The sequence below is a fragment of the Edaphobacter flagellatus genome (assembly GCF_025264665.1).
In the GTDB taxonomy this organism is placed as follows: Bacteria; Acidobacteriota; Terriglobia; order Terriglobales; family Acidobacteriaceae; genus Edaphobacter; species Edaphobacter flagellatus.
The window spans coordinates 4,023,232-4,049,697 of record NZ_CP073697.1 but is presented as its reverse complement, the minus strand read 5'-3'; the positions used below and the strand labels follow the sequence as shown (position 1 = coordinate 4,049,697).

Genomic DNA, 26,466 nt, shown 5'->3' with positions numbered 1-26,466 from the left:
CACTCCATCCCTCAGACTAGCGCAAGCCTCGGCACACGCCGCCGCGTAATGCGATACACCGTAGCTGGAGGGACGTTGAGAACAGTACCGCCAACGCGAGTCGCCTTTAGGCCCAGCCGGTCCAGCAGCATGCGGGGCACCGGGCACCACGGACCATACGTGAATTGATAAAAAGCGCCGTGCGCTCCCATGTACCCGAACGCGCCTTTCAAAATCGACATCACACGCTTCGACGACATGTTCAGCAGCGGAAGGCCGCTGATCACACTGCCGACGCAAGCCTCCTCATACAGATTCCGCTCGCGCAAACGTGCCGCGTCCATGCAAAGCACACGCGCCTTCGGAAACTTCTGCTGAAGAGCCTCTGCAAACTCCGGCATCGATTCGACAAGCGTCATGTTCTCCTCGCTCACACCACGAGCCAGAACCGCGCGCGTAAACACACCCGTCCCCGGCCCAAGCTCAATCACCGAGCCCGATGCAGGCGTCACCTCGCACGCAATCAACTCTGCCAAAGCCCTCCCCGAAGGAGCCACCGCGCCGATCGAAACAGGTGCCGACACCCACGCACCCAGGAAAGACAGCACATCAGAACAACCTGAACGTTTCTCCAGATCAGACATCCAACTCCCCATAGCCAACGGCGTCGCCGCCCCAGGATCAATCGGCGTACACAATCCTGCCGCCCCTGCATTGCGTGAACATTGCATACGGCTACGCACCAGGCACCGTTCACGCTCCATAACATTCGACGTATTAATGGACTCGATTCCCCATCCCCGCCGTCACAGGTTATCCACTCTTTTATCCACCCGCCTCAGGCCTACACTCCGCTCAGTCCTTCCACACCAGCGGAGCCCGCAAATGAAACCTCTCCTCGCCCTCTTCCTCCTCTCCACACTCAGCGCCCATCCTCAGACCTGGCAGCCTGCCCCCGGATACACACAAATTCCGATATGGCCCGGAAAAGCTCCCGATCCTCAACCCGTCAAAGGGCCAGAGACTACAACGACAGATAAGACTTCTCTAATTGCGGGCAAGCCTATCGTCGGCGTCAGCAATGTGACGCAACCGACCATGACCGTCTACTCACCAAAAGGAAAAAACACCGGCGCAGCCGTCGTCGTCTTTCCCGGCGGAGGCTATCAGATGCTCGCCATCGATCTCGAAGGCACAGAGGTCTGCGACTGGCTCATACCACGAGGCATCACCTGCATCCTCCTCAAGTACCGCGTCACGGATATGGGCGACTATCCAAAATCCGGCCCCTATCCGGAATCGCCCATGGCACTCGAAGACGCACAAAGAACCCTCGGGCTCGTACGCCTTCACGCCGCCCAGTGGCACATCGACCCGCACAAGATCGGCGTCCTCGGCTTCTCCGCCGGAGGACACCTGGTCGCCGCCATCAGCAATCACTTCCAGCAGCGCCTCTACCCCGCCCTAGACGCCGCCGACAAACTAAGCTGCCGCCCCGACTTCGCAGTTGCCATCTACCCAGGCCACCTCTCGCGTTCAGCAACCGAGTGGGACGCCAGACAGGGCACCAAAAAAATCCCGCTTCACTATCCGCCAAACACTGACAAATATCTGGCCCTGAACCCCGACCTGCACATCACACGCCAAACGCCGCCCACCTTCCTGCTGCAGAACGAAGACGATCACGTCGACAACGTCGACGACGCGCTCACCTACTACATCGCGCTCAAAAACGCCGGTGTCCCCGTAGAAATGCACCTCTATCCGCAAGGGGGACACGCCTTCGGCCTCCGCCGAACCAAACTTCCCGTAACTGCATGGCCCCAGCTGGTAGGAACATGGCTGCAATCACTCGGCATGATCTAGAGATTCACTTTGACTGGCGGTCTGGGCATGAGCAGATGGACACACGTCACAAACTCGAGATAAAAGATTCGAAGACGAGCACCATTTGCCCATCTTTTGCATCTACCCAGACAAACTAGCCACCAGGAACTTGAAAGGAATAAACATGTCGAGAGTGCGAGTCGCTGGATTTGGGGTCTCTTTGGACGGGTTCGGCGCAGGGCCTGAACAGAGCCTGACCGATCCGCTTGGAAAGCGAGGACCGGAGATTTTTCAGTGGTTCTTCCATACGCGGACCTTCTGTTCAATGGTCGGCAAAGAGGGTGGATCGGTCGGCGACATCGATGATGTCTTTGGCTCTCGAGCAATGGAAAACTTCGGTGCGTTCATCCTCGGACGCAACATGTTCGGCCCCGTACGTGGTCCCTGGCCGGACGATTCATGGAAGGGCTGGTGGGGCGACAATCCGCCGTATCATGCGCCGACCTTTATTCTGACTCACTATGAACGTGAGCCCATCGTCATGGAAGGCGGAACCACCTTCTACTTTGTAACCGGCGGAATCGAGGAAGCTCTGGATCGCGCGAAGAAAGCCGCTGGAACGAAAGATGTCAAGATTGGCGGCGGAGTCTCGACGGTGCGACAGTACCTGCAGGCTGGATTGATTGACTCGCTTCACCTCGTGTCGGCGCCTGTTCTCCTGGGCAGAGGTGAAGCACTGTTCCAGGGGTTGGACCTGCGGGAACTTGGGTTTTCGGTGACCGACCGTAAAACCTCGGAATATGCGACTCACCTTACTCTGGAGAGAAGCTGAGAGCGAAACGATCGCAGCCTCATTACACCGGAACAAGCGTGCGATGAGGCTGCTCGATTTGATACTCGGCGATCCTGCGTGAATCCAAAAGCATTCTTGGGTGACACGAGCGATTCGCGCCGCTTCAAGTAACTATGCGCCGTTCCACTGAGCCACCGTTTAGAAAACAACGCTGGAAACCGACAGCGGCCAGCGCACGCCAGTGCATCATTCGTAGCGTAGGGCGATCATAGGATCGACTTGCGAGGCACGGCGGGCAGGCAGGTAGCCGGAGATGAGGCCGACGAGGAGCAGGGCGGCGACAGAGGCAATGAGAGTGATGGTGTCTGCGCCTTGAATCCCGAAGAGCATGTTGGTGACGAGGCGGGAGCCAGCGAGAGTGACGGGCACGCCGATGACAACGCCAATGGCGACAAGCAGCATAATCTCGCGCATGATGAGCCAGCTGACGTTGGAGCGTTCGGCACCGAGGGCCATCCGGATGCCAATCTCGTTGGTGCGGCGGGAGACCATGTAGGACATCAAACCGTAGATCCCGATGCAGGAGAGGAAGACGGCGAGCAGGCCGAAGAAGGTGGAGAGCTGAGCAACGGTGCGCTGCTGGGTAATGGAACCGGTGACCTGTTCATCGAGTGACGAGACGCCGGTGATGGGGAGGGTGCGGTCTATGGAGCGGATTGCGGTCTGGACAGCCGACGAGACCATGGTGGAGTCGCCGGTATAACGGACTACGAGGTTGTGGAGATATCGCGGACGCTGGACGTAAGGCAGGTAGTCGCTAGCGATACGGCCTTCTTTGAGTCCCTGGGACTTTACGTCTTTGGCGATGCCGATGATCTCCATGTCGTACTGGGAAATATCTTGGTCAGCGCCAATGGCAAAGTGGTGGCCGATGGGATTTGTGTTGGGGAAAAATTTTTTGGCAAAGCTCTCGCTGATGATGGTGACTTTTTGCGAGGTGGATGTGTCCTGCGGGCCAAAGGAGCGGCCGGCGATGAGTGGGATCTGCATCGCCTTGAAGTAATCGTTGCCGACAACATTCTGGATGATGTTGTGGGAAAGGCTCGGATCAATGCCTGGGATGATGACGGAATTGGTCCAGGCGCCCTGATTGAAAGTGATCATGGCAAAGCTGGCAGAGGTAATGCCGTGGATGGCAGCAACGCGTTGCTCAATCTGCTGATAGAGGGTGTTGAGCCGGGGTTCAAAATCCTTGTACCCGATGGAACTGGGATCGAGGTTGATGACAAGGGTATTTTCGCGGTTGAAGCCGGTATCGACCTCGTTGAGATTGATAAGGCTGTGGACGAAGAGAACCGCGCCAACCAGAAGGACGAGCGAGAAGGCGACCTGCGTGATGATGAGGCCATTGGCGAGCGGCGTTTTTGGAGAGCCACTGTTGGCGTTGCGACCGTCTTTGAGAGATTCGGTGAGCTCGAGCCTGGTAGCGCGAAGAGCTGGGAGAGTTCCGAAGAGAAGGGCGGTGAATACGCTGACTGCGATCGTGAAAAGCAGGACGTTGGTATGGATGGAGACATCGAGTGGAACGGTATCGGGACCGCCGGAGATCATGTGGAGCAGAATGCGATCAGCGAGACCTGCGAAGACAATGCCGAGTGCGCCACCTGCAGCGGCGAGCAAAAGGGATTCGGTGAGGAGTTGGCGAATGAGACGGGAGCGTTTTGCGCCAAGAGCCTGACGGACGGCGAATTCGCGGACACGGACGGTGGAGCGGGCGAGGAGAAGGTTTGCGATGTTGGCGCAGGCGATGAGGAGAACAATTCCGGTCAGCGAGATGAGGACCTTCAGAGGCTGGGAGTACTCGCGACGTAGGCCTGAGAGTCCTTTCTCCATGGGCGTAAGGGGGATTTGAGTTTTTTGGAGGTCGGCGAGGTCTTGCTGGGTGACATGCTCATTGCGATAGCTAAGCCAGATCTGGTGGAAGACGAGATTGATGTTGGAAGTTGCCTGATCGAGCGAGACACCGGGTTTGAGTCGGCCAAAGACGTAAAGCGATTCGCTGCGCTTGTCGGTATAGCTGCCCCAGTTTGGTGGGACTGAAGCGATCATCGACATCGGGACCCAGATATCGGGCTGCTGACCAACGGTAGTCCCGAAGAATTCCTGAGGAGCGACCCCAACGATGTCGAAGGTGGTGTCGCCGAGTTTGAGTTTGCGGTTGAGGACTTGCGGATCGCGGAAGAGACTGCCGGCCCACCAGGCGTAGCTGACGACGGCGACGGGATGGTTGCCTTCGGTGTTGTCGTCTTCATCGGTGAAAAGACGGCCCATCAGCGGGCAGACCCCGAGCGTGGGAAAGTAGGTGCCCGAGACGAGCTGAACCTTCATCGGCTCGGTGTGGTCGCGGTGGTCGACTGTGCCGAAGACCGGGTTCGTCATGCTTAAAACAGCAGCCGTGTCGCTGAAGACAGTGTTGTCCTTCTGCAGATCGCGGTAGAACGGATAGGAATGGAGCTCAGTGATCGCCCAGGAATCTGATATTCCGCTCCAGGCGCCCGTGCCAAGAAGGACGAGTTGCGAAGGCTGCTGGACAGGCAGGTTGCGGAGCAGGATTGCGTCAAGAAAGCTGAAGATGGCAGTGTTGGCGCCGATGCCGAGGCCAAGCGAAAGCACGGCGACGGCGGTGAGGGCGGGGCTGCGGAGCAGGGAGCGCATGCCGTAGGCGACATCCTTCAGAAAGCTTTCCAGCCATTCCAGGCCCCAGGCGAGATGACTTTGCTCGCGAATAAGTGTCGGATTGCCGAAGGCACGCAGGGCGGCGAGGCGGGCTTCTTCTGGTGATAGGCCGCGTTCCCGCTGCTCTTCCATTTCCAGTTCGAGGTCAGAGTCTAGTTCCCGCTGTAGGTCTGCATCCCGTTTCCTGATCTCCCACCATCTCATCTCAGCTCTCCTCACCGGCGGGCCACATGACGCGCGCCACAGCTTCGGCCATCTGCTTCCACTGCGATTCTTCGATTACAAGCTGTTTTCTGCCTTTTTCGGTAAGCCGGTAATACTTGAATTCCCGATTGCGATCAGGCGCCGTCTCCCATTTGGAAACAACCCATCCCTTTGCTTCCAGACGGTGCAGCGCAGGATAGAGAGAGCCATGCTGCATTTGAAGGAAGTCGTTGGTGGTCCGCTGAATATGCTTGCCAATCTCACGACCATGAGCTGGGCCGTAAACAAGTGTTCGCAGAATGAGCATGTCCAGAGTTCCCTGGAGTACGTTCGCACGCTGCTGCATATTCTTATCCATGGTAGACATCCGACCCTCGATAGAGGGCGATAGTAGACATTCGACTATCGATTGTCAAGATTCACATTCCAGCCTTGCTTGCCAAAGGATGGCTTCAGCCCTAACGCACTCATCACCGGATGATCGGGTCAGGAATTTAAGTCAAGCCCCCTTAAATCACAACCTCAACAATCCAAAGGAAATAGAGGTCAAAAAATCTGCCGATTCACCCAGCCCGATTTGCTAAACTTAATACAGATCGCAAAAGAAACGAGTTAGCCCCGTCTTTTCATAGCGGGGCTAACTCGTTTGGAATCTATATTTTTAGGCTTAAAGCCTCTGATTTCAATATTTTGCCTTGTTGAAATCTCGCAAGACATTGAAACCATTCAACTTTCCCAACCACCCCCTGGGGGGAGGGGTCAGAGCCTAATACACGTCGCGCTGATAGCGCTTCTGCTTCTTCATCGTCGCCAGGTACTCGGCAGCATGTTCCAGCGTGCCGTTTGAGCCCTTCGCAATCGCATCCAGCAGAGCATTCTCTACGTCCTTTGCCATGCGCGTCGCATCGCCGCAAACATAGAAGTAAGCGCCCTGCTCCAGCCAGTCGAACACCTCTTTGGCGTTCTCCTGAATACGGTCCTGCACATATACCTTGTTGTGCTGGTCGCGCGAAAACGCGGTATGCAGATGCGTCAGTACGCCCTTGTTCACCATGCCCAGAAGCTGGTCCTTATACAGAAAGTCCATCTTCTCGCGCTGCTCGCCGAAGAACAGCCAGTTCTTGCCCTTCGCGCCCGTCGCCTCGCGCTCCTCAAGAAACGCGCGGAACGGCGCGATACCGGTTCCCGGCCCGATCATGATCACCGGAGCATTCGAGTCCTCCGGTAAGCGGAAGTTGTTGTTCGAGTGCAGGAAGATTGGCATCACCGTTCCCTCACCCGCGCGATCGCCAATATGTCCGCTCGCCACACCCTGCCGCTCGCGTCCGTGCGAATCGTAACGAATCACGCGCACTGTCGTGTGCACGCTGTCAGGATGAACCTTCTGGCTCGACGAGATCGAGTACATGCGCGGCGTCAGGCGCTGCAGCACGTTGAACAACTGCTGCGGATCGGTGATCACGCCGGGAAAATCCGTAGCCAGATCGACAAACTCACGGCCCCAGCAATACTCCTCAGCGCGGGCGCGATTGTCAGGCCCGGTCAGAACCTGAAGCCCTTCGACGTTCGGAGCCAGCTTTGCATACTGTCCCACGCTGCCGCGCGCCAGCTTGCCGATTCCAAGACGCGTGCGCAGCGCCTCTTCCAGCGAGATCTCAACCTTGTAGTGGTCCAGAACGCGCTCGTCACCCTTATAACTCAGCGCCTTCAGCACATCCGCGACCGCCTCAGGACGGTTCTCCGGAATAATGCCAACCGCGTCGCCCGGCGTATACGTCATGCCCGCTTCAACCGCCAGCTCGACGTGACGCGTCTCCTTCTCCGAACCCTCAGCCGTCAGAAGGTAGTTGACATTGACATTCGACTGGTACGGATTGTTCCGCGTGTACTTTTGGGCGTGCCCCGCCCCTGCGTTCGCTTGCTGCTCCAGAACTTCGCTCATCTCTCTATGGTAAAACGCATCGACACAAATTGCATCGATTACGGCTGCAAATCGGGCTTCTTTTCACTTGCAGCCGGCTTCTCCGAAGGCTCCGCAAACCAGTTCTCCGGAGCCACAACCGCAGGCTTGGCCGGATCAGCCACATACGACGGCGTCATAATCTGCACACCGTACTGATTGAACTCATCCAGAATGTTGCGGTTGAGCTCAGCCCGCACAACATTAATCGGAACCTCACCCGTCAGAAAGACAGTCAGCTCATAAGTGATATCGAACGAGTTCAACGACACCTCAAGCACGAACGGAGGCGGCGTCTGGCGCACCGTCCGCGTATTCCGCGCCGCGCCCAGCAACATCGCCTCCACCTGTCGCCACGGCGTGTCATAACCGATACCCGCAGTCGTCGAAAGCGTCAGCGAGTTCGTCGCCGCCGTACTGAAGTTCGTAATCTGGCTGCTCAGCACCTGAGCATTTGGAATCGTCACAACCCGCTGCTGTCGCGTACGCAGCCTCGTAACAAACAAAGAAGTCGACTCTACATATCCCTGCGTCTCGCCGATCTGGATAAAATCGCCTGTCTGAAACGAGTCCATATACGTCAGCACAATGCCGTTGAAAACATTCGCAACCATGCCCGTCGATCCCAGCGAGACCAGCACTCCGAGAAAGAGCGAAAAGCCCTTGAACGCCGCCGACTCCGACCCGGGAATATATGGATAAGCAATCAGAACAGCCAGCAGAATCAGCGCAAGACTCACCAGCCTGGACGTGACTGGTGCCCACTGCGGCCTGAAGCCTTCAATGCGTACTTGCCCTTCGCCAATGCGGGCAAAAGCAAAGGAGACAAGATGCAGAACATAACGACAGACCAGCGCGATGATCAGAATGAAGACCAGCGAAGGAGCACTGTTCCACGCCGCCCGTCCGAACTGCTCCGCGGGCCGCAAAACGCCATCGAGCATCCGTTCGCCAAGCGGGCGAGTCTGCGGAAAGAGAGAAAACAAAATCTGGAACGCAAGATAGAGAACGAAGACCGAAGCCGCCAGGCGCACTGTCCTGAAGACAAGCCGAAGCAAGCCATTCAGCTCCTTCGTATCGATCAAAGACCAGCTCTGACGGCGAGAGTGAGCCAGCCGGTCGAAGACCGAACGCGCCGTTACATCTGCGAGCCAGCGCGTAAGCGGCACCAGCAGCCACAATAGAGCCAGCGTCACGACAAGCACCAGAACCGTCAGTCCAATACGCAACAGCAGTCGCTCGCGACTGTGCTCGGCGCGATACTGATTGACCGCTCCACTCAGCGCCGTCAGCCACTGGTTCGCAAGCGCAGTCCGTGAGACACCCGCAGCAGCCGCATCGCCATCGAAGACCGATGCGATGACGAGGTCGTCCTCCATAATGTCCGTGCTCGTGTCCGTCTCATTGATGGTGAAATGGACGGCTTGCGATGTATCCCGCGCAAGCTTGTCGAGCCGCTCAGAGATCGCCCGGGCGCGAACCTCAGGGCTGATACTGCCAAAGCCCCAGGAGATTTCAATGATGGATCGATTGTCGACCCTGACAGGAGCAGGCTGAAATCTAGCCTGAACCGGAGCCATGACGACTGCCGGAAAAGCCGTCCGCTTTGTCTGCGACACTGCCGGCAGAACTACAGCCAACAGAAGAAGCAAAACTGCCACCCGTTCAGACCATCGCGCTCTCATGTCCTAATCTCTATCACGTCTAGGGATTCGTACGGCCGGCTTTTCAGACAAACTCCTGAAAGCGTTCCGCCACAAGCCCAACGATCTCATCCGCCGGCCGAGCCCAGAGCGCCTCATTGAAAATCTCAACCTCAATCGGCCCTTTGTACCCTGCGCGCTCGGCGGCGCCCCGTAGACGCTGCAGCTCGATAACACCGTCACCCATCATGCCACGTCCCATCAAAAAATCGGGAGTCGGCACGATCCAGTCCGACACATGAAACGCGAATATCCTGTCACCTGCTTTCGCGATCTCTGCATACACCTGCGGGTCCCACCAGATGTGATAGACATCGACGACCAGGCCAACCTGTCCCGCCGGAAAGCGAGCTGCAATCTCATTCGCCTCCCCCATAGTCACGACCACACTACGGTCAGCGGCAAACATGGGATGCAGCGGCTCAACGCCGAGCCGTACTCCGCTCTGCGCCGCATGGCCTGCAACGGCGGCAATACCATCAACAACCATCTGACGCGCCCCATCGATATCGCGTCCTGGAGCAGGGCCGTTGACGAGCACCAGAAGATCGGTGCCGATCGCTGCAGCCTCATCGATAGCGCGAAGATTGTCCTCAATGCGACGGCGACGCTCTTCTGCCGTAGCAGCAGGAAACATACCGCCGCGGCACAGGCTGGACACCTTCAAACCCGCGCTGCGAATCAACTGTGCTGCGGCTTGCGGATTCACGCCGACGGCATGACGCCACGGCCCGATCCACCCAACGTTGTGCTTCACGCAAGCCTTGACGACGTCACCCAGCGAAGCCTTTCCCGCCGTCATCTGGTTGAAGCTCAGTCTGGAGAGATCGGCCATCAGCCTTCCACTCCGGCGAGCTCAAGCACCAGCCTCATGCGATGACATGCGAGGTCAGGATCAACGAGGAGACGTGCCTTATCCGCCAGTACGAACAGCTCGGCAAGGTGCGTAATCGAGCGTGCGCTCTGCTGACCGCCCAGCATCACAAAGTGACGCTGTCGTCCGTTGAGATAAGCAAGAAAAACCAGGCCCGTCTTATAGAAGTACGTTGGCGCCTGAAAGATATGCCGCGAGAGCGGAACCGTCGGTGCGAGCAGCTCCTCATACTGGACGAGATCGCCCACATCCAGAGCGCGCAGAGCCAATGCCGCCGCAGGTGCGATGCCGTCAAATATACCCAGCAGCGCATCACTGTGCCCGACCTCATCGCCGCGAATCAACTCCGCGTAATCGAAGTCGTCGCCGGTATACATCCTGACACCATGCGGTAGCTGCCGCCGCATGATGATCTCCTGCTGCTTATCAAGCAGCGAGATCTTCACACCATCGACCTTGTGCTGATTCTCGCGAATGATGTGGAGGCATGTCGCCATCGCATCGGGAACATTCCTACTTCCCCAGTAGCCGCGAAGCTGCGGATCGAAGGCCTCGCCAAGCCAATGCAGAATCGCCGGCTGACGCAGCCCCTGCAGCAGCCTTCCATAGACCCTGGCATAGTCCTCAGGAGTCTTCGCGCACTTCACAAGCGCGCGACTAGCCATCAAAATGACGCGTCCGCCCGCTGCCTCGATCGTCTCGCATTGCTCCTCGTAGGCAGCGATAACCTCATCGATCGTTGCCTGCTGCGCAGGGTCAAGCTGATCGGTGTTCGCTCCACACGCGATCTCCCCACCGCGTTCCCCGGCAGAGACCCGAATCAACTCACGCGCCGACGCCCAATCAAGCCCCATGCCGCGCTGCGAGGTGTCCATCGCCTCCGCGACGCCAAAACCCAACGACCAGAGATAGCGTCGAAACGCCATCGTCGCATCCATGTCGAGCACCTGCGGACGCAGCGGATCGACGACAACATGCGCTGCCGCATAGGCCACGCGCAATGTTGGAGGTTGCCCCGCAATCACGGGGAGCGGGCCAGCCTCATTCAGCCGATAGTTAGAAAGTCCTTCAGCGAGCGGAAGACGAATTTGCAGGCTCATGGGTCAATCAATGATCTCAAAGATAGTCTTAGTTCAACGTCAGCTCGGGCAGCTCCACCCAGCGTCTCTCGCTCCACGACTGGATGCCTGCCTCAGCAAGCTGCACTCCCTTCGCGGCCTCAAGAAATCCGTGCGGGAACGGCGCATCCTCAAGCACGTGGCGGAAAAACATCTCCCACTGAATCCTGAAGGCATTTTCTTCAGCACCCGTAGTCGGAACCGTCTGCCATCCGTCGCGGAACTTGATGGGATTAGGAATATCCGGATTCCAGATCGCCTTCGGCGTCGCCACGCGCGGCTGAACTTTGCACTCGCGAAGACCGGCCACAGCGCTTCCCTCCGTTCCATCGACATGCAGCTCCAGCAGCTCATCGCGATTGACGCGCGTTGCCCAGGACGAGTTAATATGCGCAACAACACCACCCGCAATCTCAAACGTCGCATAGGCCGCGTCGTCTGCCGTGCAGTTATAACTGGCCCCCGTCTCATCTATACGTGTCGGGATCGTTGTTCTTGCGATGCAGCTTACGCCTGTAATGCGGCCAAAGAGATTCTCCAGTACATATTGCCAGTGAGGAAACATATCGAGGATGATGCCGCCGCCATCTTCCTTACGGTAGTTCCACGAAGGGCGTTGCGCAGGCGGCGTCGGCCCTTCAAAGACCCAATAGCCAAACTCTCCGCGCACTGAGAGCACTTTGCCGAGAAAGCCGCTCGAGATCACCTGCTTTAACTTCAGCAGCCCGGGCAGAAACAGCTTGTCCTGAACGACCCCGTTCTTCACTCCAGCCTTTGCCGCCTCGCGAGCAAGTTCCAGGCTCTCCTCCAGAGTTCCCGCAAGCGGCTTTTCGCAGTAAATATGCTTGCCCGCCTTGAGGGCAGCCTTGACGCTTTCGGCGCGCAGCAACGTCGACTGCGCGTCAAAGTAGATCAGATTCTCTTTCTTTGCCAGGCACTCGTTCAGATCGGTCGACCAATGGTCGATCTCCCATTCCTTAGCCAGCTTTTCCAGCTTTCCGGCATTTCTTCCTACGAGCACCGGCTCCGGCATGATAACCGTCTTATCGCGCAGCTCCAGTCCGCCCTGCTTACGAATCGCCGCAATCGAACGGCCCAGGTGCTGGTTGGTCCCCATGCGCCCAGTCACACCGTTCATGATGATGCCGATCTTCCGCATCCGGCTTCCCCCTGATTTTTAATATTTGGCTCACCCGCTGAACAGGCGACGCTGGTTTGGCGAAAAACAGCCACGACCGGATCATATATGAAAGGCCGCTTTCATAGAGGCCAGCACAACCGGCTGAAACAACACGCTTTCTAAAATCTGTCTATATGGCTATACTTTTCCCTTCATACGGAACTAATCCGCTTTTCATACGTAAGGGAATATGACCGCAGCCAGAGAGGTTTAGGGGAGAAGCAGCCTAAGTCACGTACATGCCAGACCATCACAGAGCAAAAACTCAGGCACGGCCAGCCACCGAAGTGCACCCACTCGACAAGCACGGGTTTGTCCCCCTCTACTACCAGATTCAGCGCGTACTCATGGAGAAGATTCAATCCGGCGCCCTCGCCGAGGGCGACCTGCTGGCCTCCGAAGAAGAGCTCGCACGCTCCTATCAGGTCAGCCGGATGACTGCCCGTCAGGCTCTGCATGGCCTCAAGTCACGAGGCTACGCCCACAGCCAGAAAGGCCGTGGAACCTTTGTTACCCGGCCAAAGATGGAAAAAAACATCATGCACCTGCGCGGCTTTACCGAAGATATGAAGCAGCGCGGCATGGTACCCAGCTCAAAGCTGCTGGAGCAGACCGTCATCCAGGCAACCGACGAACTCGCCGAAACACTCAGGATTGAGCCGGCAGCCTCCGTCATGAAGCTCCGCCGCCTACGGCTTGCAGACGACATCCCAATGGCTCTCGAAGAATCCCATATTCCTCTCAGCCCCTTCCCTCATCTCGAACGCATCAACTTTGCGAAGCAGTCTCTCTACTACACCCTTCGCGAAGACTATGGTGTTCGTGTCGCCTGGGCCGACGAGACCATCGAAGCGCTGCCGGCCACCAAAGAAGAATCCGAGCTGCTGACCATTCCCCGCCGCGCCAGCGTTCTCTCCATCTCACGTGTCATCATTACAACCGAACAAGTCCCGATCGAAATCGCGTGCTCTCGATATCGTGGCGATCGCTATCGAGCATTGATCCGTGTTCCAACAACAACCATCGAATAATCGCCGCAGATTACAACCGAGTCGCCGCAACGAAGCGCGCCGTGATCTTCTCCGGACGCGTAATAGCCGAACCCACCACCACAGCATGTGCCCCTAGCTTTAGGGCGCGCTGCACTTCCTCCGGTTGTTCGATATGCCCTTCGGCAAAAACCGGGATGCGGAGTCTCGCCACCAGAGCCTCAAGCAAATCCCAGTTAAAGCTGCGTTTGCCGGCAGTCTCCGCGGTATATCCGTAGAGTGTTGTCGCAATCGCATCCACCCCTGCTTCCTCTGCCATAATCCCGTCCTCTAACGATGCAATATCTCCCAGCACGGGTCTCTGCAGCTCTATCTGAATGCGCTTCACCATCTCCGGCCACGGCTCAGCCTCGCTCAAACGGCGACGCGTACAGTCCAGCGCAATCATATCGGCACCGGCATCGTTTACATCCCGGGCCAACGCAAACGTAGGAGTAATGTAGACCTCGCCTTGCGCATCCCACGTCTTCGCCATGCCAAGAATCGGCGCCGGAGAGAGCGCCCGAAAAGCACGAATCCGTTCAGCTCCCTCAGCGCGAAGACCTTCCGCCCCACCACGCAGCACCGCAGCAGCCAGCCGGATTATCGTCTCGGCGTGATCCATCGGATCGCCACGATCCGCCTGACAAGAGACAATCAACTTTCCTTTGAGCCTGCCAAGCAGGGACGCCGCTGTTTGCTTCGTGGGATCGAATGCCATGAAACTTATTTAGCAGAATGCCGAAAGCCATGTCGACGGCCGAAGCGCATAACGAGCCTTTATCGTTTCGTATACTACCTTGGCTTCTCCAAAGGAATCCTCCATGATCATCCCGCGCTCCCGACTGCTTTCCTTCGCCATACTGATCGCCCTCACTCGAATCGGCTACCCGCAGGCATCCCTCGATCAGGCATGGACAGTACTGCAGGCTGGCCTGTCCGACAAGAACACCGAAAGCCGCGCCGCCGCCGTCCGGCTTCTCGGTTTGCTGCCGGAGGAACAGAAAGCACCGCAATTCGCGCTCGAAGCACTCAAGGACGAGAAGCCCGAAGTACGCGAAGCAGCCACCGATGCCCTCGGCCGCCTTAAGGCAAAGTCCGCCATCCCCCAACTCACCGAAGTCATTCAGCACGATAAGGAAGCTCCCGTTGTACTGGGAGCAGCGCGTGCTCTTATCGCGATGGACGACTCCCTGGGCTACGGCGTCTTCTACGCCGTACTGACCGGCGAGAAAAAGAGCGGTGGTGGCTTGATGGAAGATCAGAAAAAGATGCTCAAGGATCCGCAGAAGCTCGCTCAATTTGGATTTGAACAAGGTGTAGGTTTTGTTCCCTTCGGCGGCCTGGGCCTGACCGTCGTTCGCTCGCTCACCAAAGATGATGTTTCGCCGATACGAGCTGCCGCAGCCAGAATACTGGCCGCAGATCCCGACCCGAAATCTCTCGCCGCCCTTGAAGCAGCATGCAGAGACAATAGCTGGCAGGTTCAGGTTGCGGCCCTGGCCGCCATCGCGCAGCGAGGCGATCCAGGCACGCGAAGCACCGTAGAAATGTACCTCGACAACCCGAAAGAGATCGTTCGTTATACCGCAGCCGCTGCGTTGATTCACCTCAACGATCTGCCCACCCGGAAGCCAATCCGTAGCAGCACGCAAAAGAAACGGCAGGCAAAGTAAACCGCGCAACGAATCGCACAATCCACCCGCACTGCCGATTTGAATCCTTCTGACGACCTCTACGCTTCGGTCCCCCTCGCTACAGCGTCAGCGACGGAGGAATCGATGCGGCATCCGAACCAAACTTCAGATTTGGCTCTGCACCCATCGTGAAGACCAGCTTGCCTCCCTGCGCTATGTCGGCATGGTTGAACCAGGCACGCTGCTGCGGCTGTCCATTCAGCGAGAACGACTGGATGTACCGATGCGACGGATCCTTTCGTTCCACCACAATCTCAAGCTTCTTGCCATGTCCCAGATCGACCGTCGCTCCCTCGAATAACGGAGAGCCCAGAATATAGTTGCCGCTGACCGGATCGACCGGATAGAAACCAAGTGCACTCAGCAGATACCAGGCAGACATCTGTCCCACATCTTCATTGCCCTGCATGCCATCCGGCAATGCCGCATACATCGTCTCCAGCAGGCTGCGAACGCGGGCCTGCGTCTTGTGCGGTGCACCGGCATAAACATACAAATACGAAATGTGGTGCGAAGGTTCATTGCCATGCGCATACTGCCCCACCATACCGGCAATATCCGGCGGAGCATCTTCCGGCAGATCCGACGGAACGGTGAACAGAGAATCCAGCTTCGCCACAAACGGCTCGTTGCCACCGAAGAGCTGAATCAGGCCAGCCGCGTCATGCTGCACACCAAACGTCGTCTGCCATGCGTTTGATTCCGTATAGTCGCGCCACTTCTTCGAGTGGCCCATATCGATCGGCCGGAACGGCGATGTCCAGCTTCCGTCTTCGAGCTTAGGACGCATAAAGCCCACCGACGCATCGAAGTAGTTGCGATAGTTGGTCGAGCGCTTACGCAGCATCGCAGCATCATCGGTCTTACCAAGCTTCTTCGCGACATGCGCAATCGACCAGTCGTCATAGCAGTACTCGAAGGTCTTCGATACCGACTCGCCCTCTTTGTCGGCCGGAATATAACCGAGCTTGCGATAGTAGCTCAGGCCGCGGAAGTCATCGACCATGGCGCGCTTCATCATCAGCCCGTAAGCCTTCTCATAATCGACGCCCTTGAAGCCCTTATTGCACGCCTCCGAGATCACCGCGGCAGAATGATAGCCCGTCATCGTTCCCGTTTCAGTTGACATCAGCGGCCAGACCGGCATGCCCTCCGGGCTCTGCTCCGCCATCCGGATCAACGTGTTCACCAGCAACGGCACACGCTCCTGCTCAATCAGCGTGTAGGCAGGATGCGCCGCACGGAAGGTATCCCACAACGAGAACGTCGAGAAATTGTGCTCTCCCGCCGCCAGCGTATGGACCTGGTTGTCCATGCCGCGATATCGCCCGTCCACATCGTCAAATAACGTCGGCCCCAGCGACATGTGATACAGCGCCGTGTAAAAAATCTTCTTATGCGTCTCGTTCGCGCCCTGCACGCGCACCTTCGAAAGCTGTCGGCGCCATGCCTCGCGAGCGGCAGCACGCACCTTGTCGAACTCCCACGCGGAAACCTCGGCAGCCACATTCTTCGCGGCGCCATCCGCATCCACACCGGAGATACCCGTCTTGACCAGAATCGTCTCCTTGGCCTTCGTCTTGAAGTAAAGAACGCACTTCAAATTCTTGCCGCGAAGATCTTCGTTGCTGGCGGGCGCAGCAACCTCTTTGTCATCGACAAAAAACACAATCCGCTCCGGCTGCTTCGACACCTTCATCGTGAAGTACGCATGGCGGTCCTTCCCCCATGCCGAAGTCCGTCGCCCTCCCGCAAGCGTATCCGCCGCCACCTGACGCAGCTCAGCCGAAGTCACCGGCCCTTCTCCTGGCCCATATCCATGCTGCAGGTCGAGAATCAGATAAGCCTTATCGCTTGCCGGAAACGTATAACGATGCACGCCAACGCGCTCCGTCGCAGTCAGCTCTGCGCGCACACCGTAGTCCTTCAACAGCACCGAGTAGTAACCCGGCTCCATCTGCTCGTCCGCGTGATCGAAACGAGAACGATATCCCTTCTCAGGAAACCGTCGATCTCCCGGCACAAGATGTGCCGTCCCAGTTCCCGCCATCACCAGAAAATCCAGCAGGTCACCGCACCCCGTGCCACTCAGATGCGTATGGCTGAACCCCATAATCGAATCGTCCGAAACGTGATAGCCCGAACACCAGTCCCAGCCATCGTTGAATGTGTCGGGGCTTAGCTGCACAGCACCAAACGGCATCGAAGCACCGGGATAGCAATGACCATGCCCGCCCGTGCCAATCCGCTGGTCCACCCAGCGAAGCGGATCATCCGCCTTTTGTCCAAGCACAGCAGCGCCGGCAAATTTGTTCATCGTCGTTGCGCCTACGACGCAAGCAGCGGAGCTTCCCTGCAAAAAATTCCTGCGACTGATCATGCTTACCCCATCTTCCGTTTTCGTTGGCTGTTTACTATCCGCAACCATTCTCACGCAAAGCAGAAAGCACAAGCAAATATGACACAATGGCACGAGCGGAGCGACGAACCTTTTCTCACATGACCATCAGCCGAAGAAATTTTCTCTACAGCACCAGCGCAGCCGCCCTCTTCGTAAACACAGCCGGCGAAGCCGCTCTCGCCGAGGCGCAATCCTCCGTCGAGGTGCCACCCGTAAAAGCCCCGTGGGACATGGCCCACGGACGTCCCCCTGTCGCCCAGCGCAAATTCCGCAGCACCGCCGTCGAGCAGTTCCTCACCGAACGCCAGACGCGCATCGCCGATCCTGCCCTGCGCGCACTCTTCGTCAACTGTTTCCCCAACACACTCGACACCACCGTTGAGCCCGGCACCTACCAGGGCAAGCCCGACACCGCCGTCCTCACCGGAGACATCGCCGCCATGTGGCTCCGCGACTCCTCCGCACAGGTCTGGCCCTACCTTCCTCTGGCGAAGAACGACCGCCCACTCCGCGATCTCCTCGAGGGGGTCATCCGCCGCCAGGCACGCTGCATCCTCATCGACCCCTACGCCAACGCCATCATGGCCGATCTCAATGCCCCGCCTCTCCCATGGAGCCTCAAGGACAAGACCGACCTCAAGCGCGGCGTCGGCGAGCGCAAGTGGGAAGTCGACTCCCTCTGCTACCCCATTCGCCTCTCGCACGGCTACTGGAAACACACCGGCGACACTGGCCCCTTCGATCAGCGCTGGCTGCAGGCGATGTACCTGATCGTCGAAACCTTCCGTGTCCAGCAACGTAAAGATGGCGACGGCCCTTACATCTTCCGCCGCATCTCCGACACCTCGACAGAGACCCTGCCCGCAGCCGGCCTCGGCAATCCCGTCAAACCCGTCGGCCTCATCGCCTCCGGCTTCCGCCCCTCTGACGACGCCTGCATCTTCCCCTTCCTCGTGCCGTCCAATCTCTTCGCCGTCACCTCGCTGCGCCAGCTCGCCGAGATGGCACACACCGTCGCGCACGACGATGAGCTTGCAAACAAAGCTTCCTCTCTAGCCAAAGAGGTCGAACAGGCACTGCACCAACACGCCATTGCCACAACTCCTGAAGGCACCATCTGGGCCTACGAGGTCGACGGTTATGGCAGCCAGCTCTTGATGGACGACGCCAACGTCCCCAGCCTGCTCGGCCTTCCCTACCTCGACGCTTCTCCCGATCCTGCGCTCTACAACCGCACGCGCGCCTTCTGCTGGAGCCCGCGCAATCCCTGGTTCTTCCAGGGCACTGCAGGAGAAGGCATCGGCGGCCCGCACGTAGGTCGCGACATGATCTGGCCCATGTCGCAGATCATCTATGCACTCACCAGCAGCAACCCCGACGAGATCCGCCGCTCGCTCCACATGCTCAAAGGCTCCGCGCAGGGCTTCGGCTTTATGCACGAGAGCTACTTCAAAAACGATCCGAAGAACTTCACGCGCGCCTGGTTTGCCTGGGCCAACACGCTCTTCGGAGAGCTTCTTGGAACGGTTGCAGCAACGCACCCCGAGCTGCTGCAACCGTAGAACCTCAGCCGTGACGTGCTCGCCACAGCGCACCCTGCAGCGGATCGACAACCCCCGGCAGCACCTTCAGGCCGGGAAAATCCACGCGCAGCACCTCGACGATCCCGTTTCGCACAGCATCGACGTGCTCCAGAATGCTGCCTGTAAACGCCAGATCCGGTATCCAGTCCGATCTTCCTTCTTCGCGTCGCACACGATCAATCATCACCCGCGCAAGATGCCCCAGCTCTTCGGCCTCACGGCGTAGCACCCGCGACGCCACAGCATCGCCCGCAGCCGCGCATGCCACCACGACCGGAGCCAGCTTCGTCACATCGGGTGAAGGAATTCTGTTGGCATAGTCCACGATGGCCATCGCATCCGGCAGGTCCCATAACTTAAGAATCGCCGGCAGCAGCATCGTTTCTTTCTGCTCATCGATCGCAAGAAACGTATCCCGCAGCGCCTGCTGCCCGATCCGCGCTCCCGATGCCTGATCGGCAAGCGCTGGCCCCCAGCCGCCAACCGTCATCAGCTTGCCCGAAGTCGTCCGCCCTGCCACATTCGAGCCCGTGCCTGCCATCACCAGCACACCCGGACCGCCAAAGAACGCAGCGTCCAACGCAATCTCAACATCGCCCACCATAATCAGCGAGCCGCCGATGCGTTTGGAAAATGCCTCTTCAATCCATTCCGTCACCATCGGAACCGTGATTCCAGCGGCGCCAACGCAGCTCCGCGTAACAGACTTCAGATCGATGCCGCTCTGCGCCTCAAGCTCGGCAATTGCCTTGTCCAGGTTCTCCTGCGCCGAAGCCGCATCCGTTCGCATCCGCTTGATCGTGCCTCCGCGTACGCGCGCCAGCTCCTTCGTCTCATCCGCCAGTACATACTCTGTCTTCGTACCGCCCACATCCAACGCCAGATAGAACGCCAAACTTTCTCCTCACACTTTCGACTTATTTTTTATCCTTTACTGCAATATTGTGCCAGCCATTCCGCCGGAAATCCTGCGATAGGGTAGCGATGTATCCGCTCCCTCACAAGGCGCAACGAAATCCCATATTCGAGGTCGAGCTGTCCGGCGTGTTCGAGCTGCGCGCCGCAACCCGATACCGATTGCAGTACGACTTGTGGCAGAGAAACGAACCGCCCTTCACCACCCGCCCCGTACCTGTCGGCGGCCCCTTGGGGTTGATCCTCGTTGCCGCCGTCGCCGCGCGATGAAACGCCGTATCGAACCAGTCCGCGCACCACTCCCAGGCATTTCCTGTAATCGAAAACAAACCATATTCGTTCGCTGGAAAGGCCTCGACCGGACACGTCCCCGCATAGCCATCGTCTGCCGTATCCACCTTCGGGAACTCACCCTGCCAGATGTTGCAGCGATGCTCTCCATTGGGCCGCAGCTTGTCTCCCCACGGATACAGCTTCTGCTCCAGCCCGCCGCGCGCTGCATACTCCCATTCCGCCTCCGTCAACAATCGCTGCCCCGACCACTGGCAAAAGGCCACCGCATCGTTCCACGAAACGTGAACGACAGGATGATCGCCACGCTTCAAAACATTCGAACCCGGCCCCTCCGGAGCATTCCAGTACGCGCCTCGCACCTTGCACCACCACGGAGCCGCAGCAACCGTATCCTCTACCATCTCGTAAAAACGGTCCTTCGGCACATGCGACCAGAAGACGAAAGACCAGCCATACTGCTCCGCCTCGGTCTTGTACCCGGTCGCAGCAACAAACTCGGCGAACCGCTTGTTCGTCACCGGATAGCGGTCGATGCGAAATGCATCCACAGTCACCTCACGGACAGGCCCCTCACCGTCCGCCGGAAACGCCTCCGCATAGTCCGTCCCCATCAAAAAACTTCCGCCCGGCAGAGCAATCATCCCCTCAAGCGTCGCGGATGAGACCTCAGAAGCGGAGTGCACACCACTGTCCGCCTGGGCCACCGGAACATCACGTTCTGACGCAGGCGTGCAGCATCCCTTCGTCGTTATATCGCTACCACATGTCATTGTGCTCTCATCCTAGCTGCTCTCTTTATCCCATGCATCTGGCGGAAGTCGTATCTGGCCTCCTCGGCTCTCCACCAAAATCCTGTCAAGCCCCCTGAAATCGCAAATCATTCATTTCAAATAAAATAGAGGCGTTTTAAAGTGCCGATTCCCCCTACCCGTTTTGCTACACTTAATACAGATCAGAAAGAAATGAGTTAGCCTCCAGCCCTTGCTGGAGGCTAACTCATTTAGAATCTATATTTTTAGAGTTAACTCCCCTGCCCTCAATATTTTAGCCTGTGCAAATCGCTCAACTTTTTGAAACCAAGCAACTTATATAGCCACCCCGGGGGGAGGGGGCTGGCATCACCGGCGCGTTTCCAGCCGTTCCAGCACCACGGCCGTGCTGTCATAGTCTCCTGCCAGTCCCAGGTTGATTCCCTCGCCCATCAGGACCGCACCGGAGACCACAGCTTCACCTTTGTATTTGCCCGCGTCCAGCGCACGCACTTGATAACTTGCCTTCGGCTCCAGCCCCTTCAGCTGCACCTTCGGCAAAGCCATTCCAAAGTGCTGCGAACGCAGGTAGCTGAAAAGCACAGCCTGCGATCCATCCTGTGCAACATACTCAACGTGACTGCTCTCGCTCTTCAACGGCGATTGCAACCGATAAAGATTGCCATGCTGGACCGTCGTTCGGATGTCCTTATAGAACGCAGTCAGCTTTGTCGCCAGAGCCATATCGTCAGTCGTCCATTTATTCAGGTTGCCGCCGATACCAAGCGCTCCCTGCATCGCCGACAGAAACCGGAACTGCAACGGAATCGAGCGCCTATTAAGAAAGTTCGGAACGTCTGTCACCCACGCAGCCATCGTCTCAGGCGCATACGCGTGCGTGAAGCCATACTGAATCGCAAGCCTGTCGAGCGCGTCCGTGTTGTCCGAAGTCCAAACCTCATCGGTATAGCGCAGGATGCCAAGATCCACGCGGCCGCTACCGCCTGAGCAGGATTCAATCTCCAGCTTAGGATGCTTCGCACGCAGCTTCGCCAGAATGTCGTAGAGATTCTCTACATAGCGAACATAGATCTCCTTCTGCTTCGCAACTTCAGCAGAACCATTCGCAGAACCGGAAGCCTCTGACCAGCCTGGCTCGCTCCAATTGCGGTTATAGTCCCACTTGAGAAATGCGATGTCGTTCTCGGTAACAAGACGATCGAGAAAATTGAAGACATACTCTTTCACGTCTTCCCGAGCAAGATTCAACACAAGCTGATTGCGCGCTTCAGTCCGGTTGCGATCCGGGAAATGCATCGCCCAATCCGGATGCGCGCGATACAGGTCGCTGTCAGGATTCACCATCTCCGGCTCAACCCAAAGGCCGAAGTCCATCCCAAGCGCATGAACACGGTCGATCAGCGGCTTCAGCCCGTTCGGAAACTTCGTCTTATTGACATACCAGTCGCCGAGACCAGCCTTATCCGTCAAACGCTGTCCGAACCATCCATCATCGACGACAAATCGCTCGACGCCGAGTTTGGCTGCCTTTTCGGCAAGCGATATCTGACCAGCCTCGTTGACGGCAAACTCAGTCGCCTCCCACGAGTTGTAGATGACAGGACGCGGTTTCGGATTGGGATGCGTCGGAAGGATTTCAGCCAGCTGAAAGCGATGCAGAATGCGCGATGCCTCCCCTTGACCGTGCGAGGTATAACCTGCGTAAAACTTCGGCGTCTCCAGGCTCTTGCCCGGCTCCAGCACATACGCGAAGTCGAACGGGTTGTAGCCCGCAGTAACACGAACTTTGTTCTGCGATGTACCTTCGACATTCATCCGCCAGCTTCCGCTCCAGCCAAGCTCGCCAAACCAGACAGGACCGTTATCTTCCGTGGTCGCATGTTCCCGCCCGATAGCAAACCACGGATTAGCCTGATGTCCTGTGCTCCCGCGGCGACTCTCCATCACATGCGAACCAGCCTGAATCAACTCCGAATGCAGCTGCCACTCGCCGGCCCACTGACCCGTCAGCCAACTAAGCGAATAATCCTCTGCCGCAGGAAGATTCCAGACGGCCGACGCCGCCTGCTCGACGACGAAGGTCTGCGAGCCTGCATTTTCAATACGCGACCAACGCGACAGAATCCCTTGGGGAAAAACCTCATAAAAAAGATGCACCTTGATCGGCTGCACCGTATCGTGAAGCACGATCTCCAGCTCGCTCTTCGAGACCTTCGCGCTCTCATAAACCAAAACCAGCGTGCGATCGCCATTCGGCGAGTCAACCTTCAACGCCGGCTCCGCAAACAGACCTTCTCCCCACGCTGGATACTCAAGCGCCGTTGTGTTGGCTGGCGTATCAAAGGAGGCCCATTCACCTGAACTGTGCGCCTGCGGCAAGCGAGCATCCGCAGGAAGCGCTGGTCCCCAGTAGAGACTCTGCAGCATGTGACGCTCATTAATGCCAACAACATAGGTGCTCTCGCCTGCATTCAGATACCACTGTTGAGAAGCATCGACGGACCGAACAGCATCCTGACCCAAGACGTTCAAACCACACGCAAAAATGGTGGCAGAGATAGTTAGCAGGCGTTTCTTCATATGGAAAAGGTCCTCTGGACTAGGATCGCGTATCCAAATCCTACTTCAGATGTATACGCTACCATCAGCAGACGGAAATTGACTCTCACCTGTAAACCAAACCATAAGCGCCTCGGAGACCAGATCGCAGCACTTGTGAGCAGAACAAAGAAGCGGAAGGCCACAATAGCCTTCCGCTTCTAGCGATATTCAGGATGAATGAAGCTCAGCTCATTTGATCGAGCGCCATATTCAATTCCAGAACATTGACTCGCGGCTCTCCCAGAAGTCCGAACTGCCGCGGAGTGATGTGCTGCAGAACAAGCCCACGAACCTTGTCGTCGGGCAAACCTCTCTCTTTGGCTACTCTGCTCACCTGATAGAGCGCGGAGGCCGGAGTGATATCCGGATCGAGCCCCGAACCCGACGCCGTCACAAGATCAACCGGAACGTCCCCTGCAGCCATTTCAGTTGCGACACTGCTGTTGATTCTGTCGATCAGCGTTTTGCTCGTCGGGCCAAGATTGGAACCGGACGAAGACGAAGCATCGTAACCAGTACCCGCCGCAGAAGGTCGGCTATGGAAGTAGCGTGGCCCAGTAAAGGGCTGCCCGATAAGGCGCGAACCAACGATTTCGCCGTTCTTCACCATAAGCTGTCCGTTCGCCTTCTCTCGAAAGAGAAGATGGCCAAGACCAGCGACAACCATTGGATAGACAAGGCCCAGGAGGACCGCTGTAACAATCGTATATAAGACTGCGGTAACAAAATGTCTTTTCATGTCATGTCCCTTCTAAGCGAGGTGAAGAGCAGTGATAGCCATATCAATCAGCTTGATTCCGATAAAAGGGACTACAACCCCTCCTGCTCCATAAACCCACAGATTGCGCCGCAATAGCGCAGCAGCCGACATCGGTCTGTATGAGACACCGCGCAAAGCGAGTGGGATCAAAGCGATGATAATCAGAGCATTGAAGATGACAGCTGAAAGAATCGCTGATTCCGCATTGTGCAGGTGCATTACATTGAGCGTGTTCAATACCGGGAAAACTCCTGCAAACATAGCGGGGATGATAGCGAAGTACTTCGCGACGTCGTTCGAGATGGAAAACGTTGTGAGTGCACCACGCGTCATCAGCAACTGCTTTCCAATAGCGACAATTTCAATCAGCTTGGTTGGATTGGAGTCCAGATCCACCATATTGCCAGCCTCTTTTGCGGCTTGAGTGCCCGAGTTCATAGCAACTCCTACATCTGCCTGTGCAAGAGCTGGAGCATCATTGGTTCCGTCACCCGTCATCGCAACAAGCTTGCCCTCAGCCTGCTCGCGTTTGATGAGATCCATCTTGTCCTTGGGCTTTGCTTCAGCCAGGAAGTCGTCGACGCCGGCTTCCCGTGCAATCGCAGCTGCAGTCAGGGGATTGTCGCCGGTAATCATTACCGTGCGGATTCCCATCGCGCGAAGCTGATCGAAACGCTCGCGCATTCCTCCCTTGACGACATCCTTGAGATGAATCACACCAAGGGCGCGACCGTTTTCGGCAACTACAAGAGGCGTTCCCCCGCTCCGCGCGATGCTTTCGACCGAACTACGTACCTCTGGCGGCATATGCGCTCCATGCTCCTCCAGATGGCGCGCAATCGCATCCACTGCACCTTTGCGGATGCTGCGGCCCATCACCTCGATTCCACTCATGCGCGTTGTCGCGGAGAAGGGGACAAACTCCGCTTTGGCTTGAGTAAGCTCGCGGGCGCGCAAATTGTATTTCTCCTTCGCCAAAATGACGATGGAGCGCCCCTCTGGAGTTTCATCCGCAAGAGAAGAAAGCTGCGCCGCATCCGCCAACGTTTCATCACTTACGCCAGGTGCTGCCACAAACTCTGCGGCCTGACGGTTCCCGATCGTAATTGTGCCGGTTTTATCCAACAGCAATGTATTGACATCGCCTGCCGCCTCAACAGCTCGCCCAGAAGTAGCAAGCACGTTGTGCTGGACGAGCCGATCCATCCCGGCGATACCGATAGCCGAGAGAAGGCCGCCAATCGTCGTGGGAATAAGACAGACCAGCAGAGAGATAAGAACAAATACCGTCTGAGGAGCTCCGGAATACACAGCAAACGGCTGAAGCGTCACCACTGCAAGAAGAAATATCACCGTGAGACCAGCAAGAAGAATATTCAACGCGATTTCGTTTGGAGTCTTTTGCCTCTCCGCACCCTCGACCAACGCGATCATGCGATCGAGAAAGGTTTCTCCCGGGTTCGATGTGATGCGGACAGTAATAACGTCAGAGAGAACGCGCGTGCCTCCGGTGACAGCAGAGCGATCACCACCCGCTTCACGAATGACTGGCGCAGATTCACCCGTAATAGCAGATTCATCAACCGAAGCAACACCTTCGATTACCTCGCCATCGCCAGGGATCATCTGGCCGGCTGTAACCTGAACAATGTCATCGACACGCAGGCGAGAGCTGGGAACTTCCTCAATCTGCCCCTTTTCTAAACGGTATGCAGTGGTCTCGGACTTTGCCTGACGAAGCGCATCCGCTTGTGCCTTGCCGCGTCCTTCAGCCATCGCTTCTGCAAAATTGGCGAATAATACGGTAAACCACAGCCACAGCGTGATCTGCAGATTGAAGCCAAAATGGCCCGCTCCGGTCACCTTATCTTTAATAAGAAGGATTGCAGTAAGGACGCTTCCTACCTCCACGACAAACATCACCGGATTGCGCATCATCACGCTTGGGCTAAGTTTAACGAATGCGTCAACGAGGGCACGGCGCAAGATTTTTTTATCAAATAACGAACGTCGATGAGATGACACTTTAGATCTCCTAATTCC

Annotated in this window: 20 protein-coding genes; 5 read left to right on the top strand and 15 right to left on the bottom strand. The window is 57.3% G+C overall.

Annotation, left to right across the window (positions count from 1 at the left end; all coding sequences use genetic code 11):
* Positions 1 to 11: 11 nt before the first annotated feature.
* Positions 12 to 587, bottom strand: coding sequence for a class I SAM-dependent methyltransferase (locus tag KFE13_RS16930; protein ID WP_260704771.1), 576 nt, complete (start codon positions 585 to 587; stop codon positions 12 to 14).
* Positions 588 to 864: 277 nt separating this feature from the next.
* Here KFE13_RS16930 and KFE13_RS16925 point away from each other — a divergent pair, with 277 nt between their 5' ends.
* Complete coding sequence (locus KFE13_RS16925) at positions 865 to 1,845, top strand: alpha/beta hydrolase (protein WP_260704770.1); 981 nt, start codon at positions 865 to 867, stop codon at positions 1,843 to 1,845.
* A gap of 145 nt (positions 1,846 to 1,990) precedes the next feature.
* On the top strand, positions 1,991 to 2,638 hold the full coding sequence (locus KFE13_RS16920) for a dihydrofolate reductase family protein (RefSeq protein ID WP_260704769.1): 648 nt from the start codon (positions 1,991 to 1,993) through the stop codon (positions 2,636 to 2,638).
* Positions 2,639 to 2,845: 207 nt separating this feature from the next.
* Here KFE13_RS16920 and KFE13_RS16915 read toward each other — a convergent pair whose 3' ends face one another.
* The 7 genes from KFE13_RS16915 to KFE13_RS16885 all read right to left on the bottom strand — a co-directional run bounded on the left by KFE13_RS16915 (position 2,846) and on the right by KFE13_RS16885 (position 12,353).
* Positions 2,846 to 5,539 (bottom strand): ABC transporter permease, encoded by a 2,694-nt coding sequence (locus KFE13_RS16915; RefSeq protein ID WP_260704768.1) that lies wholly within the window; start codon positions 5,537 to 5,539, stop codon positions 2,846 to 2,848.
* A gap of 1 nt (position 5,540) precedes the next feature.
* Complete coding sequence (locus tag KFE13_RS16910) at positions 5,541 to 5,897, bottom strand: PadR family transcriptional regulator (protein ID WP_260704767.1); 357 nt, start codon at positions 5,895 to 5,897, stop codon at positions 5,541 to 5,543.
* A 408-nt stretch (positions 5,898 to 6,305) separates the two neighbouring features.
* On the bottom strand, positions 6,306 to 7,481 hold the full coding sequence (locus KFE13_RS16905; RefSeq protein WP_260704766.1) for a diflavin oxidoreductase: 1,176 nt from the start codon (positions 7,479 to 7,481) through the stop codon (positions 6,306 to 6,308).
* A 38-nt stretch (positions 7,482 to 7,519) separates the two neighbouring features.
* Positions 7,520 to 9,184: a mechanosensitive ion channel family protein gene (locus KFE13_RS16900; RefSeq protein WP_260704765.1), complete on the bottom strand. Its 1,665-nt coding sequence runs from the start codon at positions 9,182 to 9,184 to the stop codon at positions 7,520 to 7,522.
* Between the two features lie 43 nt (positions 9,185 to 9,227).
* Complete coding sequence (locus tag KFE13_RS16895) at positions 9,228 to 10,037, bottom strand: sugar phosphate isomerase/epimerase family protein (protein ID WP_260704764.1); 810 nt, start codon at positions 10,035 to 10,037, stop codon at positions 9,228 to 9,230.
* Positions 10,037 to 11,176 carry a dihydrodipicolinate synthase family protein gene (locus KFE13_RS16890; protein WP_260704763.1) on the bottom strand — a complete coding sequence of 380 codons (1,140 nt, stop codon included), beginning with the start codon at positions 11,174 to 11,176 and terminating at the stop codon, positions 10,037 to 10,039. The genes KFE13_RS16895 and KFE13_RS16890 overlap by 1 nt, the downstream gene beginning before the upstream one ends.
* A 28-nt stretch (positions 11,177 to 11,204) precedes the next feature.
* Entirely contained in the window at positions 11,205 to 12,353 is a 1,149-nt protein-coding gene (locus KFE13_RS16885) for a Gfo/Idh/MocA family protein (protein ID WP_260704762.1), read from the bottom strand.
* 260 nt (positions 12,354 to 12,613) lie between these two features.
* On the opposite strand from KFE13_RS16885, the gene KFE13_RS16880 reads away from it, so the two are divergent.
* A complete protein-coding gene (locus KFE13_RS16880) occupies positions 12,614 to 13,405 on the top strand; it encodes a GntR family transcriptional regulator (RefSeq protein ID WP_260704761.1) in 792 nt (263 codons plus the stop codon).
* 10 nt (positions 13,406 to 13,415) lie between these two features.
* On the opposite strand, the gene KFE13_RS16875 is transcribed toward KFE13_RS16880, so the two are convergent.
* Positions 13,416 to 14,123: an N-acetylmannosamine-6-phosphate 2-epimerase gene (locus KFE13_RS16875; protein WP_260704760.1), complete on the bottom strand. Its 708-nt coding sequence runs from the start codon at positions 14,121 to 14,123 to the stop codon at positions 13,416 to 13,418.
* A 103-nt stretch (positions 14,124 to 14,226) separates the two neighbouring features.
* Between KFE13_RS16875 and KFE13_RS16870 the strand changes: the two genes are divergently transcribed.
* Entirely contained in the window at positions 14,227 to 15,078 is an 852-nt protein-coding gene (locus KFE13_RS16870; protein ID WP_260704759.1) for a HEAT repeat domain-containing protein, read from the top strand.
* Positions 15,079 to 15,157: 79 nt separating this feature from the next.
* Here KFE13_RS16870 and KFE13_RS16865 read toward each other — a convergent pair whose 3' ends face one another.
* On the bottom strand, positions 15,158 to 17,479 hold the full coding sequence (locus KFE13_RS16865; protein WP_260704758.1) for a GH92 family glycosyl hydrolase: 2,322 nt from the start codon (positions 17,477 to 17,479) through the stop codon (positions 15,158 to 15,160).
* 119 nt (positions 17,480 to 17,598) lie between these two features.
* Here KFE13_RS16865 and KFE13_RS16860 point away from each other — a divergent pair, with 119 nt between their 5' ends.
* Positions 17,599 to 19,062 (top strand): glycoside hydrolase family 125 protein, encoded by a 1,464-nt coding sequence (locus tag KFE13_RS16860; RefSeq protein WP_260704757.1) that lies wholly within the window; start codon positions 17,599 to 17,601, stop codon positions 19,060 to 19,062.
* A gap of 4 nt (positions 19,063 to 19,066) precedes the next feature.
* Here the strand turns inward: KFE13_RS16860 and KFE13_RS16855 are convergent, their stop codons facing one another.
* The 5 genes from KFE13_RS16855 to kdpB all read right to left on the bottom strand — a co-directional run bounded on the left by KFE13_RS16855 (position 19,067) and on the right by kdpB (position 26,412).
* Positions 19,067 to 19,978 (bottom strand): N-acetylglucosamine kinase, encoded by a 912-nt coding sequence (locus tag KFE13_RS16855; protein ID WP_260704756.1) that lies wholly within the window; start codon positions 19,976 to 19,978, stop codon positions 19,067 to 19,069.
* 103 nt (positions 19,979 to 20,081) lie between these two features.
* Entirely contained in the window at positions 20,082 to 21,062 is a 981-nt protein-coding gene (locus KFE13_RS16850; protein ID WP_260704755.1) for a formylglycine-generating enzyme family protein, read from the bottom strand.
* A 348-nt stretch (positions 21,063 to 21,410) separates the two neighbouring features.
* A complete protein-coding gene (locus KFE13_RS16845) occupies positions 21,411 to 23,642 on the bottom strand; it encodes an alpha-galactosidase (protein WP_260704754.1) in 2,232 nt (743 codons plus the stop codon).
* 205 nt (positions 23,643 to 23,847) lie between these two features.
* The gene (kdpC, locus tag KFE13_RS16840; RefSeq protein ID WP_260704753.1) at positions 23,848 to 24,402 is read right to left on the bottom strand and encodes a potassium-transporting ATPase subunit KdpC; all 555 of its coding nucleotides are present in this window, start codon (positions 24,400 to 24,402) and stop codon (positions 23,848 to 23,850) included.
* Between the two features lie 12 nt (positions 24,403 to 24,414).
* Positions 24,415 to 26,412 carry a potassium-transporting ATPase subunit KdpB gene (gene kdpB, locus KFE13_RS16835; protein WP_449240099.1) on the bottom strand — a complete coding sequence of 666 codons (1,998 nt, stop codon included), beginning with the start codon at positions 26,410 to 26,412 and terminating at the stop codon, positions 24,415 to 24,417.
* Positions 26,413 to 26,466 lie beyond the last annotated feature (54 nt).

Coding starts and splice junctions, on each gene's coding strand:
- KFE13_RS16925 (WP_260704770.1), top strand. CDS start 865: ATGAAACCTCTCCTCGCCCTCTTCCTCCTCTCCACACTCAGCGCCCAT.
- KFE13_RS16920 (WP_260704769.1), top strand. CDS start 1,991: ATGTCGAGAGTGCGAGTCGCTGGATTTGGGGTCTCTTTGGACGGGTTC.
- KFE13_RS16915 (WP_260704768.1), bottom strand. CDS start 5,539: ATGAGATGGTGGGAGATCAGGAAACGGGATGCAGACCTACAGCGGGAA.
- KFE13_RS16910 (WP_260704767.1), bottom strand. CDS start 5,897: ATGGATAAGAATATGCAGCAGCGTGCGAACGTACTCCAGGGAACTCTG.
- KFE13_RS16905 (WP_260704766.1), bottom strand. CDS start 7,481: ATGAGCGAAGTTCTGGAGCAGCAAGCGAACGCAGGGGCGGGGCACGCC.
- KFE13_RS16900 (WP_260704765.1), bottom strand. CDS start 9,184: ATGAGAGCGCGATGGTCTGAACGGGTGGCAGTTTTGCTTCTTCTGTTG.
- KFE13_RS16895 (WP_260704764.1), bottom strand. CDS start 10,037: ATGGCCGATCTCTCCAGACTGAGCTTCAACCAGATGACGGCGGGAAAG.
- KFE13_RS16890 (WP_260704763.1), bottom strand. CDS start 11,176: ATGAGCCTGCAAATTCGTCTTCCGCTCGCTGAAGGACTTTCTAACTAT.
- KFE13_RS16885 (WP_260704762.1), bottom strand. CDS start 12,353: ATGCGGAAGATCGGCATCATCATGAACGGTGTGACTGGGCGCATGGGG.
- KFE13_RS16880 (WP_260704761.1), top strand. CDS start 12,614: ATGCCAGACCATCACAGAGCAAAAACTCAGGCACGGCCAGCCACCGAA.
- KFE13_RS16875 (WP_260704760.1), bottom strand. CDS start 14,123: ATGGCATTCGATCCCACGAAGCAAACAGCGGCGTCCCTGCTTGGCAGG.
- KFE13_RS16870 (WP_260704759.1), top strand. CDS start 14,227: ATGATCATCCCGCGCTCCCGACTGCTTTCCTTCGCCATACTGATCGCC.
- KFE13_RS16865 (WP_260704758.1), bottom strand. CDS start 17,479: ATGATCAGTCGCAGGAATTTTTTGCAGGGAAGCTCCGCTGCTTGCGTC.
- KFE13_RS16860 (WP_260704757.1), top strand. CDS start 17,599: ATGACCATCAGCCGAAGAAATTTTCTCTACAGCACCAGCGCAGCCGCC.
- KFE13_RS16850 (WP_260704755.1), bottom strand. CDS start 21,062: ATGACATGTGGTAGCGATATAACGACGAAGGGATGCTGCACGCCTGCG.
- KFE13_RS16845 (WP_260704754.1), bottom strand. CDS start 23,642: ATGAAGAAACGCCTGCTAACTATCTCTGCCACCATTTTTGCGTGTGGT.
- kdpC (WP_260704753.1), bottom strand. CDS start 24,402: ATGAAAAGACATTTTGTTACCGCAGTCTTATATACGATTGTTACAGCG.